The sequence below is a fragment of the Streptomyces milbemycinicus genome (assembly GCF_002154605.1).
Classification (GTDB): Bacteria; Actinomycetota; Actinomycetes; order Streptomycetales; family Streptomycetaceae; genus Streptomyces; species Streptomyces milbemycinicus.
Genome location: NZ_MUNE01000482.1, coordinates 1 through 16682, shown reverse-complemented (window position 1 = coordinate 16682; position 16682 = coordinate 1). Strand labels below are relative to the sequence as shown.

16 protein-coding genes and 1 pseudogene are annotated in these 16682 nt (G+C 71.1%); 8 read left to right on the top strand and 9 right to left on the bottom strand.

Translation table 11 applies throughout. From position 1 onward, the window contains the following. From CCN51_RS34530 to CCN51_RS58180, 3 genes are all read right to left on the bottom strand, one after another. The coding region (locus tag CCN51_RS34530; protein WP_143675977.1) for a response regulator transcription factor at nucleotides 1-182 on the bottom strand (182 nt) is incomplete at its 3' end. After that, nucleotides 179-1633, bottom strand: a complete 1455-nt coding sequence (locus tag CCN51_RS34525) for a sensor histidine kinase (protein WP_014180034.1) — start codon at nucleotides 1631-1633, stop codon at nucleotides 179-181. The genes CCN51_RS34530 and CCN51_RS34525, both read right to left, overlap by 4 nt. A 142-nt stretch (nucleotides 1634-1775) precedes the next feature. Beyond that, nucleotides 1776-3038, bottom strand: a complete 1263-nt coding sequence (locus CCN51_RS58180; RefSeq protein WP_014180033.1) for an RNA-guided endonuclease InsQ/TnpB family protein — start codon at nucleotides 3036-3038, stop codon at nucleotides 1776-1778. Between the two features lie 55 nt (nucleotides 3039-3093). Between CCN51_RS58180 and tnpA the strand changes: the two are divergent. Continuing rightward, nucleotides 3094-3524, top strand: a pseudogene (gene tnpA, locus CCN51_RS34515) (IS200/IS605 family transposase). Nucleotides 3525-3626: 102 nt separating this feature from the next. On the opposite strand, the gene CCN51_RS58175 reads toward tnpA, so the two are convergent. Together CCN51_RS58175 and CCN51_RS34505 are read right to left on the bottom strand one after the other, a co-directional pair. Then, on the bottom strand, nucleotides 3627-3785 hold the full coding sequence (locus CCN51_RS58175) for an integrase core domain-containing protein (protein ID WP_264349587.1): 159 nt from the start codon (nucleotides 3783-3785) through the stop codon (nucleotides 3627-3629). Nucleotides 3786-3969: 184 nt separating this feature from the next. Further along, the gene (locus CCN51_RS34505) at nucleotides 3970-4422 is read right to left on the bottom strand and encodes a MerR family transcriptional regulator (RefSeq protein WP_043487695.1); all 453 of its coding nucleotides are present in this window, start codon (nucleotides 4420-4422) and stop codon (nucleotides 3970-3972) included. A gap of 175 nt (nucleotides 4423-4597) precedes the next feature. Between CCN51_RS34505 and CCN51_RS34500 the strand changes: the two genes are divergently transcribed. Next, nucleotides 4598-5413: a serine hydrolase domain-containing protein gene (locus CCN51_RS34500; protein WP_043487694.1), complete on the top strand. Its 816-nt coding sequence runs from the start codon at nucleotides 4598-4600 to the stop codon at nucleotides 5411-5413. 22 nt (nucleotides 5414-5435) lie between these two features. Here CCN51_RS34500 and CCN51_RS34495 read toward each other — a convergent pair whose 3' ends face one another. Further along, nucleotides 5436-6119, bottom strand: coding sequence for a pirin family protein (locus CCN51_RS34495; RefSeq protein ID WP_043487693.1), 684 nt, complete (start codon nucleotides 6117-6119; stop codon nucleotides 5436-5438). Between the two features lie 60 nt (nucleotides 6120-6179). Between CCN51_RS34495 and CCN51_RS34490 the strand changes: the two genes are divergently transcribed. The 5 genes from CCN51_RS34490 (at nucleotide 6180) to CCN51_RS34470 (ending at nucleotide 11094) form a co-directional block, all read left to right on the top strand. Next, nucleotides 6180-7364, top strand: coding sequence for a PucR family transcriptional regulator (locus CCN51_RS34490; RefSeq protein WP_014180025.1), 1185 nt, complete (start codon nucleotides 6180-6182; stop codon nucleotides 7362-7364). A gap of 89 nt (nucleotides 7365-7453) precedes the next feature. After that, complete coding sequence (locus CCN51_RS34485) at nucleotides 7454-8413, top strand: ACP S-malonyltransferase (protein WP_014180024.1); 960 nt, start codon at nucleotides 7454-7456, stop codon at nucleotides 8411-8413. 13 nt (nucleotides 8414-8426) lie between these two features. Beyond that, nucleotides 8427-9437: a ketoacyl-ACP synthase III gene (locus tag CCN51_RS34480; protein ID WP_014180023.1), complete on the top strand. Its 1011-nt coding sequence runs from the start codon at nucleotides 8427-8429 to the stop codon at nucleotides 9435-9437. A gap of 75 nt (nucleotides 9438-9512) precedes the next feature. Continuing rightward, complete coding sequence (locus tag CCN51_RS34475) at nucleotides 9513-9761, top strand: acyl carrier protein (RefSeq protein WP_014180022.1); 249 nt, start codon at nucleotides 9513-9515, stop codon at nucleotides 9759-9761. A 70-nt stretch (nucleotides 9762-9831) separates the two neighbouring features. After that, nucleotides 9832-11094, top strand: coding sequence for a beta-ketoacyl-[acyl-carrier-protein] synthase family protein (locus CCN51_RS34470; protein ID WP_014180021.1), 1263 nt, complete (start codon nucleotides 9832-9834; stop codon nucleotides 11092-11094). Between the two features lie 93 nt (nucleotides 11095-11187). On the opposite strand, the gene CCN51_RS34465 is transcribed toward CCN51_RS34470, so the two are convergent. Beyond that, nucleotides 11188-12087 carry an NAD(P)-dependent oxidoreductase gene (locus tag CCN51_RS34465; RefSeq protein WP_014180020.1) on the bottom strand — a complete coding sequence of 300 codons (900 nt, stop codon included), beginning with the start codon at nucleotides 12085-12087 and terminating at the stop codon, nucleotides 11188-11190. A gap of 58 nt (nucleotides 12088-12145) precedes the next feature. Then, nucleotides 12146-12640 (bottom strand): DUF3145 domain-containing protein, encoded by a 495-nt coding sequence (locus CCN51_RS34460; protein ID WP_014180019.1) that lies wholly within the window; start codon nucleotides 12638-12640, stop codon nucleotides 12146-12148. 328 nt (nucleotides 12641-12968) lie between these two features. On the opposite strand from CCN51_RS34460, the gene CCN51_RS34455 reads away from it, so the two are divergent. Next, on the top strand, nucleotides 12969-13928 hold the full coding sequence (locus tag CCN51_RS34455; RefSeq protein WP_014180018.1) for an SGNH/GDSL hydrolase family protein: 960 nt from the start codon (nucleotides 12969-12971) through the stop codon (nucleotides 13926-13928). Nucleotides 13929-13934: 6 nt separating this feature from the next. Here the strand turns inward: CCN51_RS34455 and CCN51_RS34450 are convergent, their stop codons facing one another. Next, a complete protein-coding gene (locus CCN51_RS34450; RefSeq protein WP_211303276.1) occupies nucleotides 13935-16427 on the bottom strand; it encodes a glycoside hydrolase family 3 protein in 2493 nt (830 codons plus the stop codon). Nucleotides 16428-16682 lie beyond the last annotated feature (255 nt).

Below are 16682 nucleotides of genomic sequence, written 5' to 3'. Positions count from 1 at the left end.
ATCTCGGGCATCCGGACGTCCATGAGCACGACGTCCGGGTGGGTGCCGCGGCTGACGTCCACCGCCTGCCTCCCGTCGGGGGCCTCGCCGACCACGTCGATGTCGCTCTGCGCGGCGAGCAGCGCGGCGAAGCCCGCGCGCACCATGGCCTGGTCGTCGACGATGATCACCCGGATGGTCATGGGGCGAGAGGGTACCTTTCCGCGCCGTCTGTGCTTTCTGCGTGTGCCGGGCCGTCGTGCTCTGGGCCGTTGCCCGCTGGGCCGTTGCCTGCTGGGCCGTCGCCCGCTGGGCTGTCGTCCGTGTTGTTGGTGGACTCTGCCACCTCGACGAGCGGGAGCCGGGCCGCGAGGCGGAAGCCGCCCTCGGGCAGCGGGCCGGTGTCCAGGGTGCCGCCGACGAGTCGGACCCGTTCACGCATGCCGATCAGGCCATGGCCGGTGCCGGTGGTCTCCAGGGGCGGTCCCGGCGTACCGCTCGGCGGGCCGTTGACGACCAGCACGGTCAGCCCGGTACGGTCCGCGGAGGTCAGGATCGACACGTTCGTCGGGGCGCCCGGAGCGTGCCGCACCACATTGGCCAGCGCCTCCTGCACGATCCGGTACGCCGACAGGTCCACCGCCTGCGGCAGCGTTCCGAGCGCGGCCACGTCCTTCGCGATCGACAGCGTGGTGGGTATCCCGGCCCGTACGGTCGCCTCGACCAGCTGCGGCACCCGGTCAAGTCCGGGCTGCGGCGCGCGCTCCCCGCGCGCGTCCTCGCTGCGCAACACGCCCAGCAGCCGCCGCATCTCGGCAAGGGACTCGCGGGCGGTGGCCGCGATGGTGCCGAACTCCCGCTCCGCCTCGGGCGGGAGGCCGCCGATCCGGTACGGGGCGCTGTCCGCCTGCACGGTGATCACCGACATATGGTGCGCGACCACGTCATGCAGCTCGCGGGCGATCCGGGCGCGCTCCTCCAGCAGGGTGCGGCGGGCCCGCTCGGCCTCGCTGATCGTCTCCTGCTCGGCCAGCCGCCGCTGCGCGTCCCCGCGCTCCCGCAGCGCGCCGCCGACCAGCAGCACCACACCGCCGAGCACGAACATCAGCACATTGGTGCCGTCGCTGTACCTGGCGCCGGGTATCCCCAGGACCACGCCCACGCCGCCGGTGACCAGCCAGACCGCGACCAGGGTGCGGCGGGGCTCGCGCAGCGCGAGGAAGAGGAGGAGGAAGAGACAGCCGATGATGTTGGGCGGCTGCCACGGCCAGCTGCGCTCGGGGAGGTCGGCGTAGCCCAACACCGCCAGCGCGCCGACGGTGTCGGCGATGAAGGCGATCCACCAGGCGGGCAGCGGGCGGGTGACGGCCAGCAGCAGCGGTCCGGTCTGGGCGGCGGCCAGCATGGTGGCCAGACCGCCGTTCAGGCCGTAGTCGTTGGTGAGGAGCTGCGCGGTGACGGGGAGCAGGATGATGGTGAGCAGGCCCGCGACCGCGTACGGCAGCCGCCGCAGCCAGCGCCTGGAAGACCTGGCGAGCAGCGGGGTCGCGGGGTATGTGGGCGTCACGAGCGCCCGTGCGAGGGATGTGGTGTGCCGCCGGGTGGCCGACAGCAGGCTCTCGTGCGCGGCGGACGGCACGGCGGCGGACGGCACGGCGGCGGACGCCCCTGATGACGCGCCCGATGCCCCTGGGGCGGGCGGCGTCTGGGCTTGTGGCGGCTGGGACTGGGACGACGACGACATGGCGGCTTACAGCTTGACATCCTCCGCCCCGTGAACGGGGCGGAATCCCATCTCAGGCCACGTGCGGCTGAGTGAGTGGTTGACGCTTCTTCGACCGGGTAACCCCGAAGTCTCCACGTCCTGACACCGCCTGCCCGGCGGCGTGATCGATGTTGCGTCCTGCGTTGGTGTCCGCATTGGCCTCGAACCCGCAGCCATCCGCCTTGCACACGAAACGCGCCTGGGTCTCCCGGCTGCCGGATGTGACGAACCCGCAGGCGGAGCAGCGCCTTGAAGTGTTCGGTGCGGGGACCTTGACTACGCTGCCGCCACGGTCAGCGGTCTTGTATTCCAGCATGGTCACGGTCCTGCCCCACGCTTCCCCGGCAATGGCACGGTTGAGCCCGGCTTTCTGGCGGACGTTCCTGCCGGGCTGCTCCACGCTTCCCTTCGCGGACTTCACCATGTTGGTGATGGCCAGGTCTTCCACCCCGATGCGCGAGAACGTCCTGGAGATCTCGGTGGTGGTCTTGTGCTGCCAGTCGACGGCCCTGCGCTTGGCTGTTGCGCGGAGCTGGGCGATCTGGTCGTACGTGCGGGTCAGACGCCTGGAGTTGGGTTCGCCGGGCTTGCGGGCGCGGCACTTGCGTTCCCTCGTCTTCTCCAGTCGGCGGAGCCGTTCGGCTTCTGCGCTGGTGAGCCAGGGGGCGTGGTCACGGAAGGTGCCGTCGGACAGGGCGAGGGGGCGTGTGATGCCCCGGTCGATGCCGACCGTCGGCCCGGTGTGCGGGGCCGGTTCGGGTACTTCACTCTGGACGCGGAAGACGACATGCCAGCCGTCGGCTTCCTTCACGAGCCGGGCCCCGGTGACCCGGTTCTCCTTGTCGGCGTGCTTGCCGACCGGAAGATCCTTGGTCCAGCGGAACAGGACGTGCCCGATCTTCGGCGCCCACATGCGACCCCACCGGCGGTTCAGACGCACGATCTGAAGGTCGCGGCCCTGGGGGATGTCGATGGCCATGCGGGACCGGAAGCGGCCCTTGAAGTTCGGGGCGTCAGCGCGGCCGTCCCAGCAGTTCTTCCACGCCTGGAAATACGTCTTCAGCACGGCCTGAGCCGCCTGAGCCGGGAGAACACCGCGCCAGGGAAGATCTTTACGCCCCTGGCGGATCGCCGCGTCTGCGGCGGCCAGGTTCCGGCGCTCCTTGGGGAGCATCGTCCACCAGTCGTGCACGAGGTTCCACATGGCGCGGGCCGCGTGGCCCTGGCCCTCAGCGGCCAGCGCCTGGGCGGGAGTGAGGAAAAGCCGGGCCTTGTGGCCGCGCTGACGCCTCAACTTCCCTCCCGAACCCGTTCGTTGGCTGCTACTGCGAGCTTACTACAATTGGCGCATTTCGCCCCGATGGGAACCAGAACCTGAAATCAGACGCTCAGCGCACGTCGTCTACAACCTCCACGTCCACTTGGTGTTTGTCACCAAGTACCGGCGCGGAGTGTTCACGCCCGAGAGGCTGGAACGCTGCGAAGAGATCATGCGGGACGTCTACGGCGACTTCGAAGCAGAGCTGAAAGAGTTCAACGGTGAACGCGACCTACGTGCACCTGCTGGTGCACTATCCCCCGAAGGTCGCACTTTCCAAGCTCGTCAACTCACTCAAGGGCGTCAGTTCCCGCCGCCTGCGGCAGGAGTTCACCGACCAGGTGAACCGGGCCATCACGCGCGGCCGGTTTCTGGTCCCGTTCGTACTTCGCCGGAAGCTGCGGCGGGGCACCGCTGACCGTCGTACGCCAGTACATCGAGAACCAGCAGCGCCCCGCATGACCATGGCTGAGAACAATAGTGCGGCTCCGTGCCTCAAGCTGAGGTCAGAGCAGACTCGAGATGGCCTACACCCCCGCCCGAAAGCGGGGGCACTAGCCAAGATCATCGGTAGAATTCCGTGATCCACGTCGCGGTCTTCAGCCGGTCCTCGGTGCGGGTAGCGAAGCTGTGCCGGTGGATGTACTCGACCTTGAGGACCGAGTGGAACGACTCCGCCGCGGCGTTGTCCAGGGCCGATCCGACGCGCCCCATCGACTGCACCACACCCCAGCGGCCGCACAACTGCTGGAGCGCCTCGGATGCGCATTTGCTGCCGCGGTCCGTGTGGTAAATGACGCCGTCGACCTAGCCGCCTCGGGTCGCGATCGCCATCTGCAGGGCGGCACTGCCAGTGCCCAGCGCGACGGTGTCCAGCTGCTCACTGCCAGCGTTGCTCATATGGCTTTCAGGCCCGCTCCGTCACCCGGCGGCCACCGGCGTAGATATCGATCTTGAAGTCGAGGACCTGCAGGGTGTCCTGAAGCTCGGCGATCCGCTGCCGCACGCTCTCCCGGTGCGCGGTCAGCAGCTCCTCGCGCTCGCTGAAGGTGTGCTCCCCCTCGCGCACCAGCTCGGCGTAGCGGACCATGTCCGCGACCGGCATCCCGGTCAGCCGGAGCTTGCCGACGAGGGAGAGCCAGTCGAGGTCCTTGTTGGTGAAGCGGCGCTGGCCGGTGTGGGTGCGGTCCACATGCGGCATCAGCCCTATCCGCTCGTACCAGCGCAGGGTGTGCGCCGACAGCCCGGTGTGGGCGACGACCTCGCTGATCGTGTAGCGGTCCTGTCCGGTGGGCCGGGGGTGGGTGGACGCCCCCGCGCATGTCTGCACCTTCACCGGCGCGCTCTCCAACACGGTCATGCTGCCTCGCCGCCCTCTCGCAGTCGTAGATCCGGTCGTTGATCCGGTCGTTGATCCGTAAGCCCTCACACCGCCCTCAACGCTATTGACTTGGAGTGCACTCCAAGCAAGCGGAGTTTTGGCGAAATCTTGGGCCCGATGAGTGCACACGGCACCCGGCACTACGCTCTGCACCATGGAGAGCCTGCGGTTGATCGAGAACTGGCCCGTCCCCACGGCGGCCGCCGCCGTCGTGCGCGCGGACGGCACGGTGGCCGGATCATACGGTCCGGCCGACCACCGATTCCCCCTCGCCTCGGTCACCAAGCCGCTCGCCGCGTACGCCGCGCTGGTCGCCGTCGAGGAGGGCGCGGTCGAGTTGGACGAGCCGGCCGGGCCCGAGGGCGCCACGGTCCGCCAGCTGCTCGCCCACGCCTCCGGGCTCGCCTTCGACGAGCACCGCCCGGCCGCCGCGCCCGGCACCCGCCGGCTGTACTCCAACGCGGGGTTCGAGGTGCTGGGCGATCACATCGCCAAGGCCACGGACATACCGTTCGCCGAGTATCTGCGCCAGGCGGTGCTGGAGCCGCTGGGAATGGTCTCGACCGATCTGCCCGGCTCCCCCGCCAAGGACGGTGTCTCCACCGTCGCCGACCTGGTCCGCTTCGCGGCCGAGCTGCAGGCCCCGCGGCTGCTGGCCGCCGAGACGCTGGCGGCGGCCACCTCCGTCGCCTTCCCCGGTCTGGGCGGGGTGCTGCCCGGCTACGGGCACCAGCGGCCCAACGACTGGGGGCTCGGCTTCGAGATACGCGACGGCAAGTCGCCGCACTGGACGGGTGCCGCGTCCTCACCCCGCACCTTCGGGCATTTCGGGCAGTCCGGTACGTTCCTGTGGGTGGACCCGGAGGCGCGGGCGGCCTGTGTGGCGCTGACTGACCGCGCCTTCGGCCCCTGGGCGATCGAGGTCTGGCCCGCGCTGACCGACGCGGTCCTCGCCGAGCTGCGCGCCTGAACGACGTACGACCCGCCCGCCCTCAGCCGTACGACGGCTCCGCGCGCATCGCCCACACCAGCAGCTCCGCCCCGCTCGGGGCATGGGCCGAAAGCCCCCGCCCGTCGGTGATCCGCGCCGCGTCCCCCGCCGTCAGGGTCTGCTCGGCGAGACGTATCTCCCCCCGCACCACATGTACGTACACCCAGGGCGCGGCCGGCAGCTCGATGCGCTCCCCCGCGGCCGGCCGCCATACGGCGAGCATGGCGTCCGCCCGCTCCAGGACGTACGGCGCGGAGTCGGCCAGGCCGCGCACCACCTCGTACCCGGGCTCGGCGCCCGCGTCCGCCGAGGTGAAGCCGGGGGCCGGGGTCAGCCACAGCTGGACGAAGGTCAGCGGCTCGCGGCCCTCGTTGCGCTCGCTGTGCCGCACCCCGCCGCCCGCGCTGAGCCGCTGCACATCGCCGGGGCGCACTACGGTGCGGCCTCCGGTGGAGTCCTCGTGGGTGAGCTCGCCCTCGACCACCCAGGTGACGATTTCCACATCGCGGTGCGGATGCTCGGCGAAGCCCGCGCCCGGCGCCAGCCGTTCCTCGTTGCAGGCCATGAGTGACCCAAATCGCACATTTTCCGGGTCGTAATACCCAGAAAAGGAAAAGGCGTGGCGCGTCTCGATGCCCGCCCCGTCTCCACCCCGGTACCGTTCTCCGGCGCGCTGTACCCACATCACCCGGCCCACAGTACCCACGCCCCCACCCGCGTCATCCGATAAGGCAGTCTTGTCCTCGTGCCAGAACCAGCCGCGAACAGCCCTCATCCGCACAGCGCCACCCTGCGCCGCCTGGAGAAGTCCTCCGGGAAGCTCGCAGCGAGCGCCATCGCCCGCATGGACGAGCAGCTGCCGTGGTACCGCGCCATGCCGCCGGAGAACCGGTCCTGGATCGGGCTGGTCGCCCAGGCGGGCATCGCGGCGTTCACCGAGTGGTTCCGGCACCCGGAGGCCCCGCAGGCCATCAGTACCGATGTCTTCGGCACCGCGCCGCGCGAGCTGACCCGGGCGATCACGCTGCGGCAGACCGTCGAGATGGTCCGCACCACGATCGAGGTCATGGAGTCCGCGATCGACGAGGTGGCGGCCCCCGGCGACGAGTCGGTGCTGCGCGAGGCGCTGCTGGTGTACGCGCGGGAGATCGCCTTCGCCACCGCGCAGGTGTACGCGCAGGCGGCCGAGGCCCGGGGTGCGTGGGACGCCCGGCTCGAGTCGCTGGTGGTCAACGCCGTGCTGTCGGGGGAGGCGGACGAGGGGGCGCTGTCCCGCGCCGCCGCCCTGGGCTGGAATGCCCCGGAGCATGTGTGCGTGGTGCTGGGCACCGCGCCCGACGGGGACAGCGAGCTGACCGTGGAGGCGATCCGGCGCGCCGCCCGCCACGCCAAGCTGCAGGTGCTCACGGGTGTCCTCGGCGACCGCCTGGTGGTGGTCGCGGGCGGCTCGGACAATCCGCTCCAGGCGGCAAAGGCGCTGATCGGGCCGTTCGCGGCGGGTCCGGTGGTGGCGGGCCCGGTGGTCTCCGATCTGCTGGCCGCGACCAAGTCCGCGGCGGCCTCGGCGGCCGGGCTCAAGGCGTGCACCGCCTGGCCGGACGCGCCGCGGCCGGTGCTCGCGGACGATCTGCTGCCGGAGCGTGCGATGGCCTCGGACCCGGCGGCGCGTGACCAATTGGTGGAGGAGATCTACAGACCGCTGGAGGAGGCGGGGTCTGCCCTGCTGGAAACTCTCAGCGTATATCTGGAGCAGGCAAGCAGTCTGGAAGGCGCGGCACGCATGCTCTTCGTTCACCCGAACACCGTGCGCTACCGGCTACGACGTGTGACCGACGTCACCGGATGGTCGCCCTCCGACGTGCGGTCGGCGTTTACTCTGCGCATAGCCCTGATCCTGGGGCGTCTGGCCGACGCGGACCCCCAGGTCTAGGTCTTTGTCGGAGTCCAACAATTCCCCTAACGGTTCTTCGTCCTTGTCCTCACGGGCGGTCGAGACCGACCACAAGAGAGAGTGTGAGGGTGCTCGTACTCGTCGCTCCCGGCCAGGGCGCCCAGAAGCCCGGCTTCCTGACCCCCTGGCTCGACCTCCCCGGCGTCACCGAACGGCTGACGTGGTGGTCCGCCGTATCCGGCCTTGATCTGATCCACTACGGCACCAAGGCCGACGAGGAGGAGATCCGGGACACCGCCGTCGCCCAGCCGCTGCTGGTGGCCGCGGGGCTCGCCTCCGCCCACGCCCTGTTCTCCGAGGGCGCTGAGAGCCACCGGGATGGGCTCGGCGCGAGCGCCGGGCACAGCGTCGGCGAGATCACGGCGGCCGCGGTCGCCGGTGTGCTGACCGACGAGGCCGCCATGGTGCTGGTCCGCCGCCGTGGGCTCGCGATGGCGGAGGCCGCCGCGCAGGCCGAGACCGGTATGGCCGCGGTGCTCGGCGGCGAGCAGGACGACGTCGTCGCCCATCTGACCAAGCTCGGGCTGACCCCGGCGAATGTGAACGGCGCCGGCCAGATCGTGGCGGCCGGCACCGCCGAGCAGCTGGCCGCGCTGGCCGAGGACAAGCCGGAGGGGGTGCGCCGCGTCGTACCGCTCAAGGTGGCGGGCGCGTTCCACACCGACCACATGGCCCCGGCGGTCTCGGCGCTCCAGACGCTGATGGAGGGCGCCCCCGTCGCCGATCCGCGTCTTCCCTACGTCTCCAACCGGGACGGACAGGTCGTCACCTCCGGCTCCGAGGTCGCCCAGCGGCTGGTCGCCCAGGTGTCCAACCCGGTCCGCTGGGACCTGTGCATGGAGACCTTCCAGCAGCTGGGTGCCACCGCGATCATCGAGGTGGCGCCGGGCGGCACACTCGTCGGCATCGCCAAGCGCGCCCTGCCGGGCGTCAAGACGCTGGCCCTCAAGACTCCCGACGACCTCGAGGCGGCCCGTGCGCTGATCGCCGAGCACGCTGTTCCGGTCGCCGCCACCCCGGCCGAATAGGAGCTCCCAGAGCATGACCGCGAAGATCAAGCCCAGCAAGGGCGCACCGTACGCGCGCATTCTCGGTGTCGGCGGCTACCGTCCGCACCGTGTGGTGCCCAACGAGGAGATCCTCAAGCACATCGACTCCTCCGACGAGTGGATCCGCAGCCGCTCGGGGATCGCCACGCGGCACTGGGCCGGGCCGGACGAGACGGTGGCCACGATGTCCGTCGAGGCGGGCGGAAAGGCCATCGCCGCGGCGGGCCTGACACCGGAGCAGATCGGTGGCGTGGTCGTCGCGACCGTCTCGCACTTCAAGCAGACCCCCGCGGTGGCGACCGAGATCGCCCATCTGCTGGGCACGGGCAAGCCGGCCGCGTTCGACATCTCGGCGGGCTGTGCGGGCTTCGGCTACGGGCTGACGCTCGCCAAGGGCATGGTCACCGATGGCACCGCGGAGTACGTCCTGGTCATCGGCGTGGAGCGGCTTTCGGACCTGACCGATCTGGAGGACCGCGCGACGGCCTTCCTGTTCGGCGACGGCGCGGGCGCCGTGGTCGTCGGCCCGTCCAACGAGCCCGCGATGGGCCCGACCGTCTGGGGCTCGGAGGGCGACAAGTCCGAGACCATCATGCAGACGCTGCCGTGGGACGTGTACCGCGACGAGAAGGCCGCTGAGGTACGCTTTCCCGCGATCACCCAGGAGGGCCAGGCGGTCTTCCGCTGGGCGGTCTTCGAGATGGCCAAGGTAGCCAAGCAGGCCCTCGACGACGCCGGGGTCAGCCCGCAGGACCTCGACGTCTTCATCCCCCACCAGGCCAACATGCGGATCATCGACTCGATGGTCAAAACCCTTGAGCTGCCGGAGCATGTCATGGTCGCCCGTGACGTGGAGACCACCGGCAACACCTCGGCCGCCTCCATTCCGCTCGCCATGGAGCGGCTGTTGGCGACCGGGCAGGCGAAGAGCGGCGACACCGCGCTCGTCATCGGCTTCGGGGCGGGTCTCGTGTACGCAGCGACGGTCGTTACCCTCCCTTAGTCAAGATCCCCACGCAGCCCCGAAAAGGTCGGACGCTGCGCACTCACCGCAATCACCCGAAGAAGGAGCGCCGCAATGGCCGCCACTCAGGAAGAGATCGTCGAAGGTCTCGCCGAGATCGTCAACGAGATCGCCGGTATCCCGACCGAGGACGTCCTGCTGGAGAAGTCCTTCACGGACGACCTGGACGTCGACTCGCTGTCCATGGTCGAGGTCGTCGTCGCCGCCGAAGAGCGCTTCGACGTCAAGATCCCGGACGACGACGTCAAGAACCTCAAGACCGTCGGCGACGCCGCCGACTACATCCTCAAGCACCAGGCCTGAGCCCGGGCGCTGTCGCCACCCGAGCGGTGGCAGGTCCAGCACCTTCTCTCCACGTAAAGTAGGAAATCCTGTGAGTTCGACCAATCGCACCGTGGTCGTCACCGGTGTTGGTGCCACGACGCCGCTGGGTGGCGACGCCGCTTCCACCTGGGAGGCACTGCTCGCCGGGCGGTCCGGCGTCCGCCTCCTCGAGGAGGACTGGGCGGCCGACCTGCCGGTCCGTATCGCCGCGCGTATCGCGGTGGAGCCGGGCACCGTCATCCCGCGGCCGCACGCCCGTAAGCTCGACCGCTCGGCGCAGTTCGCGCTGATCGCGGCCCGTGAGGCCTGGGCGGACGCCGGTTTCACCGCCAAGGCGGGCGAGGACCCGACGGTCGACCCCGACCGGCTCGGCGCGGTGGTGGCCTCCGGCATCGGCGGCGTGACCACCCTCCTCGACCAGTACGACGTGTTGCGCGAGAAGGGCGTCCGCAAGGTGTCCCCGCACACCGTGCCGATGCTGATGCCCAACGGCCCGGCGGCCAACGTCGGCCTGGAGGTCGGCGCCCGCGCCGGTGTCCACACCCCGGTCAGCGCGTGCGCGTCGGGCGCGGAGGCCATCGGCTACGCCATCGAGATGATCCGCACCGGCCGCGCCGATGTGGTCGTCGCGGGCGGCACCGAGGCGTCCATCCACCCGCTGCCCATCGTGGCCTTCGGCAACATGATGGCGATGTCGAAGAACAACGAGGACCCGCAGGGCGCCTCGCGTCCGTTCGACACCGCCCGCAACGGTTTTGTGATGGGCGAGGGCGCGGGCGCCGTCGTCCTGGAGTCGGCCGACCACGCCGCCCGGCGCGGCGCGCGGGTCTACGCCGAGGCCATCGGGCAGGGCATCTCCGCCGACGCGCACCACATCACCCAGCCGGAGCCGTCCGGCAACGGCATCGCGCAGGCGCTGCAGAACCTGGTCGACGCCACCGAGCTCAAGCCGGCCGAGATCGCGCATGTCAACGCGCATGCGACCTCGACCCCGCAGGGCGATGTGGCGGAGCTCAAGGCGCTGCGCAAGGTCTTCGGCCACGACGTCGACCACATGGCGATCTCCGCCACCAAGTCGATGACCGGCCATCTGCTCGGCGGCGCGGGCGGCGTGGAGACCGTCGCCACGGTGCTGGCCCTGCACCACCGGCTGGCCCCGCCGACCATCAACCTCGACAGCCTCGACCCGGAGGCGGACGGGGACATCGTGCGCGACAAGCCGCGCCCCCTGCCCGCGGGCACCATCGCGGCGCTGAACGACTCGTTCGGCTTCGGCGGCCACAACGTGGTGCTGGCCTTCCGTACGGTCTGAAACCCCCTGCGACGCCAAGGCCCGTACGGCCACTCTTCGGTGAGTGGCCGTACGGGCCTTGCGCATGCCCGGACACCGGGCGCCCGGTCCGGCTCAGCCTTCGTCGAAGCTGGCGAAGTACGAGGCCACCATGTCCTCGTCGCCGTGCCCCTGTTCGGTGGCCCGCCGGAACCGCTCCGCACCCGCGGCCGCCACATCGAGGCGCACCCCCGCGCGCTCGCCCGCCTCGACGATCAGCCGGGCGTCCTTCTCGGCGGTCCTGGTCGCGAAGCTGGCCTCCAGGCGGCCGCTGAGCAGGAGTTCCGCCTTGGCCTTCAGATAGCCCATGTCCAGCGGCCCGCCCGCGACGGAGTCCAGGAAGGCGTGCGGGTCCACGCCGAGCCCCTTGGCGAGGGCCAGGGCCTCGGCAGTGCCGTTGGTCACAGCCAGCACCCAGCTGTTGGCCACCAGCTTGAGCCGGGTGGCCGCGCCCTCCTCGCCGCGTTCGCCCACCCACAGGGTCCGGCCACCGACCCCGTCGAAGACGGGGGCCAGGACCGTACGGGCCGGCTCCGGGCCCGCGGCGAGCACCAGCAGCTGTCCACTCTCGGCGGGCGCTTTGGTGCCCAGGACGGGGGCGTCGACGAAGACCAGCCCGCTCTCCCGGGCGAACGCGGCGAGGGCGTCCAGCGCGCCGAGACCGGCGGTGGTGGACTGGGCCCACACCGTGCCGGGGCGCAGCGCGGGGGCGGCCTGCCGCATCGCGTCGAGGGCGGCGGGCCCGTCGTACAGCATCGTCAGAACGGCGTCGGCGCCGTCCACGGCCTCGGCGGGGGTGTCGGTGACGCGCACTCCGTGGGCGGTCAGCGGCTCGGCCTTGGCGCGGGTGCGGTTCCAGGCGCGGACCTCGAGTCCGGCGCCGGCGAGGTTACGGGCCATCGGGAAGCCCATAATGCCGGTGCCGAGGACCGCGACGGATCGTGCGGGACGGGGGGTGGGGAGGTTTTCGGTCATACCGGAACGCTAGGTCTTGGATCGAGCTCCAGGTCAAATCCGGACCCGGCTGCCGGACTCAGACCACCTGGTGGAGCCAGCGGACGGGGGCGCCCTCCCCCGCGTAGCGGAAAGGTTCCAGCTCGTCGTCCCAGGGCTGGCCGAGCAGCTTGGCGACCTCGGCCTGCAGATCGCTCTCCCCGCGCGCCGCACGCGCGAGCGCGGCGCGCAGCCGGTCCTCGGGGATCAGGATGTCGCCGTGCATTCCGGTGACGGCGTGGAAGATGCCGAGGTCGGGGGTGGAGCTGTAGCGCTCGCCCTCGGCGGTGGCGCACGGCTCCGCGGTCACCTCGAAGCGCAGCAGATGCCAGCCGCGGAGCGCGGAGGCCAGTTTGGAGGCGGTGCCGACCTCGCCCTGCCAGGAGAACTCGGCGCGCCAAGTGCCGGACGCGGCGGGCTGTTTGATCCAGTCGAGGGTGACGCGCACGCCGAGTACGCCCGCGATGGCCCATTCGACGTGCGGGCACAGCGCGCGCGGAGCGGAGTGTACGTACAGAACTCCACGTGTCGTCACCTGGGCCTCCTGTGCGGTTCTCGAGGTACGCCTTCCCCAGCGGCCTCGTGTCCGTACCGGTGGTGGCCGGGACAGCACTAGACATTCTGCCCTAATGATCACCCTCGCACCAGTCCCGAGGTTACCTGCAGTGAAATTTTTCGGGCAGAATTCTTCTGAAAACGGACACGATGTGACGCCAGGTAACTTGCCCGTACCGGAACGCTCCCGCTCCCGCCAGGGGCGGAGCTCAACTGGCACGGGAAAAAGCTACCGCGCGGTGCAGCCGGAGGAGTGACGTACCGTCGGTCCTGGACAGAATCACCCAAGAGTCGGAGGGGGAACAGCCATGCGGGGCAGCACAGCACGCCGGCGCCGGACATTTCCGGGGGCACGGTTCGCGTCCACGACCACCCGCACCACCGCCGCGCGCACCACTGTGGCGCGCACCACTGTGGCGCTGCTCACCACGGCCGCCGTGCTGGCGTCGGGCGGCTGCCTCGGCGGCACCGACGACGCCTCACACCCGGACGGCTCCCGCAGCGGCAAGCGCCCCGCCGCCAAGCCCAGCGTCCTGTGGAACACCAAGCCCGACTCCATCGCCTCCCTCGGCGACTCCATCACCCGCGGCTTCGACGCCTGCTCGGTGCTGTCCGACTGCCCCGAGGTGTCCTGGTCCACCGGGACGGAGGTGAACAGCCTCGCCCGCCGGCTGCTGCCCACCGCCTCCCGCTCCGCCACGCGCAGCTGGAACTACGCCAAGACAGGCGCGGTGATGGCCGACCTGTCCGGCCAGATCCAGTCGGCGGTCACCCGGAAGCCCCAGCTGGTGACCGTCCTGATCGGCGCCAATGACGCCTGCCGCTCCTCGGTCGACGACATGACCACGACGACCGACTTCCGGACCGACTTCAGCGCCGCGCTCAAGACGCTGCGCCACGACCTGCCCAAGACGCAGGTGTACGTGGCCAGCGTGCCGGACCTGAAGCGGCTGTGGTCCGAGGGGCGCAAGAACGTGCTGGGGCGGCAGATCTGGAAGCTGGGGATCTGCCCGTCGATGCTCAAGGACGCCGACGCCACCGACCCGGCGGCGGATGAGCGGCGCCGCCGGGTGGAGGACCGGGTGGACGAGTACAACGCGGCGCTGAAGTCCGTCTGCTCACAGGACGCGCTGTGCCGGTACGACGACGCGGTGCACAACTACCAGTTCTCGACTGATGAGTTGAGCAAGTGGGACTGGTTCCACCCGAGCAAGGAGGGCCAGCAGCAGCTGGCCGAGATGGCCTACCGCCGCATCACCACCCCGTAGCGGGGCTCAGCCCACCGCCACCCGCACGGACAGTCGGCGGTCGGCCAGGCTGCGGCCCGTCTGCGCGGCGTACGCGCCCGGGATCAGCCGCCAGGCGTGTGCGGACTCGTCCCAGACCTCCGCGGCCCGGCGCGGCAGCGCGATGGCCGCCCGCGCGCTTCCGCCCGGCTCGGCGGTCACGGAGGCGAACCCGGCGAGGCGGCGAACCGGGCGCTCCTCGCCGTCGCCCTCGGGCACCTCGAGATAGACCTGGACCACCTCCCGGCCCGCCCGCTCCCCGGTGTTGCGGACCTCGACGGTGAGGGTGCCCAGGTCGTCGCCGTCCGGCTCCGCCGCCGGGGTGAACTCGGCCGACTCGTAGGCCCATTCGGTGTACCCGAGGCCGTGGCCGAACCAGTACGCGGGGGCCGGGGCGTCCTGCGGCCGCTGTGCCGCGCGCCGCTCCCAGGCGCGGTAGCCGATGAACACACCCTCGTCGTAGCTGAGCCGGCCGTCCGTCGGGCGGACCTCGGTGACCGGGGCGTCCGCCAGCCGGGCCGGCCAGGTGGTGGGCAGCCGCCCGCCGGGTTCCTCGGCGCCGAGCAGGACGTCCGCGAGCGCGAGGCCCGCGTCCTGGCCCGGGAACCAGCTCAGCAGCACCGCGGCGACATCCTCGCGCCAGGGCATCTCCACCGGCGAGCCCGAGTTGACAACCACCACGGTGCGGGTGCCGGTCGCGGCCACACGCCGTACCAGCTCGTCCTGACGGCCCGGCAGCCGCAGGTCGGAGCGGTCGAAGCCCTCGCTCTCGACGCGCTCGGTGGTGGCGACCACCACCACGGCGACCTCGGCGGCCGCCGCGGCCGCCACGGCCTCCTCGATCATCTCGTCGGCGTCGCGCTCGGGGGCGCGGTGCATCAGGCTCAGGGACACGGCCTGCAGCGGCGCGTCCTTGATCTTGACGACCACACAGGTGAGGCTGATCCGTACGGGCTTGTCCGCCGTCAGCTCGGCGGTCGCGCGCGGCTCGGGCTCGCCGAAGAACGCCTCGAAGGGGTCGCGTGCGTCCTCCATGTCCTGTACCCCGTCGTAGAGCACCTTGCCGTCGACGGTCAGCCGGAATCTGCCGAGGCCCCGGGTGCCGAAGGTATGGCGGCCGGACTCGCGCGGGGTGAAGGTGCCGGTGATCTCGACGGTGTGCAGCTCCTCGTACGTCACCCCCGCCGGGAAGTCGCCGAGCCAGCGCACCTCCCCGTTCGGCAGCCGCGACTCCCCCAGCGTCCGGCCGTCCTCGGCGCGCACGGTGGCGCTCAGCTCGAACCCCTGGGCGGCCGGGGCGAGTTCATCGGAGGGGTCGGCGCCGACGGCGTAGGTCAGGACGTCCGGGGGCAGGGCGGCGCGCAGCCCCTCCAGCGGCGAGACGACGCGCTCGGGGAAGACCTGGGCGGAGCCGCCGCCGAGCACCCGGGCGTCGCGGGCCGCCGCGCCGAGCAGTGCGACGCTCGTCAGGCGGGCGGGGTCGAGCGGCAGGGCCGGGCGACCTGGCAAGGCTGTCGCGGGTTCGTTGCGCAGCAGGACGAAGGAGCGCCGGGCGATCTCGCGGGCCAGCGCCTCGCCGTCCACAGCCTCCGGCCGGTCGGCGGCGGCCACGGCCGGGTCCGCCCCGTCCAGGCCCTCCAGGGCGCCGACGCGGGCGGCGAGGGTCAGCACGCGGCGCACCGCCTCGTCCACATCGGCCTCGGGGACCTCCCCGGCCCGTACGGCGGCGGCCAGCGCCTCACCGTAGACGGTGCGCGGCCCCGGCATGGCGACGTCGAGCCCGCCGAGCAGGTCCCGTACGGTGTCGCGGGCGGCCAGCCAGTCGGAGACGATGAAGCCGTCGAACCCCCACTCGCCGCGCAGCACCCCCCGCTGCAGCTCGCGGTGCTCGGTCATGGTCGAGCCGTTGACGCTGTTGTAGGCGGCCATGACGCCCCAGGGGCGGGCGTTCTTGACGATGGCTTCGAAGGGGGCGAGATACAGCTCGCGCAGCGCCCGCGCGCCGATCCGGTTGTCGACGGTGAAGCGCTCGGTCTCGGCGTCGTTGGCGACGAAGTGCTTGACGGTCGTACCGACCCCGCCCTCCTGGACACCGGTCACATAGCCGGTGCCGATCTCGCCGGTGAGGTACGGGTCCTCGCTGTACGCCTCGAAGTGGCGGCCGCCCAGCGGCGAGCGGTGCAGGTTGACCGTCGGCGCCAGCAGTACGTGCACGCCCTTGCGGCGCGCCTCCTGGGCGAGCAGATGGCCCGCGCGGCGGGCGAGTTCCGGGTCCCAGGTCGCGGCCAGGGCGGTGGGGCTGGGCAGGGCGATGGACGGGTCGTCGGCGCTCCAGTGCACCCCGCGCACGCCGATCGGGCCGTCCGACATCACCAGCGACCGCAGCCCGATCTCGGGGACGGCGGGCAGCGACCACATGTCCTGGCCGGAGAGCAGCCGCGCCTTGGTGTCCAGATCGAGCTTGCCCAGCGCGTTCTCCACTGCCGTCACGGCGGAACCTCCTGATCGCTGCGGTCGGTCCAGGACATGGTGGACCGGACCGCCCGCGATGACCTGTAGCAAGGTAGGCATAGTTACCATTTTGTTATTCGATTCGATACCCCGATATCCAAGGTTTCGTGGACACGGGGATGCCGTACGGTCGGCGAGCGGCGAACGAATGTTCAGGCGGCGAATGCCTCAGGCAGCGAGCGGGAAGGCGGGGCGGCGATGACCGAGCGGACACGGAAGGGAGGG

What these genes read in the sequence shown, in the direction of transcription:
- CCN51_RS34475 (WP_014180022.1), top strand. Translation starts at nt 9,513, where the DNA reads ATGGCCGCCACTCAGGAAGAGATCGTCGAAGGTCTCGCCGAGATCGTC.
- CCN51_RS34495 (WP_043487693.1), bottom strand. Translation starts at nt 6,119, where the DNA reads ATGTGGGTACAGCGCGCCGGAGAACGGTACCGGGGTGGAGACGGGGCG.
- CCN51_RS34505 (WP_043487695.1), bottom strand. Translation starts at nt 4,422, where the DNA reads ATGACCGTGTTGGAGAGCGCGCCGGTGAAGGTGCAGACATGCGCGGGG.
- CCN51_RS34455 (WP_014180018.1), top strand. Translation starts at nt 12,969, where the DNA reads ATGCGGGGCAGCACAGCACGCCGGCGCCGGACATTTCCGGGGGCACGG.
- CCN51_RS34500 (WP_043487694.1), top strand. Translation starts at nt 4,598, where the DNA reads ATGGAGAGCCTGCGGTTGATCGAGAACTGGCCCGTCCCCACGGCGGCC.
- CCN51_RS34480 (WP_014180023.1), top strand. Translation starts at nt 8,427, where the DNA reads ATGACCGCGAAGATCAAGCCCAGCAAGGGCGCACCGTACGCGCGCATT.
- CCN51_RS34465 (WP_014180020.1), bottom strand. Translation starts at nt 12,087, where the DNA reads ATGACCGAAAACCTCCCCACCCCCCGTCCCGCACGATCCGTCGCGGTC.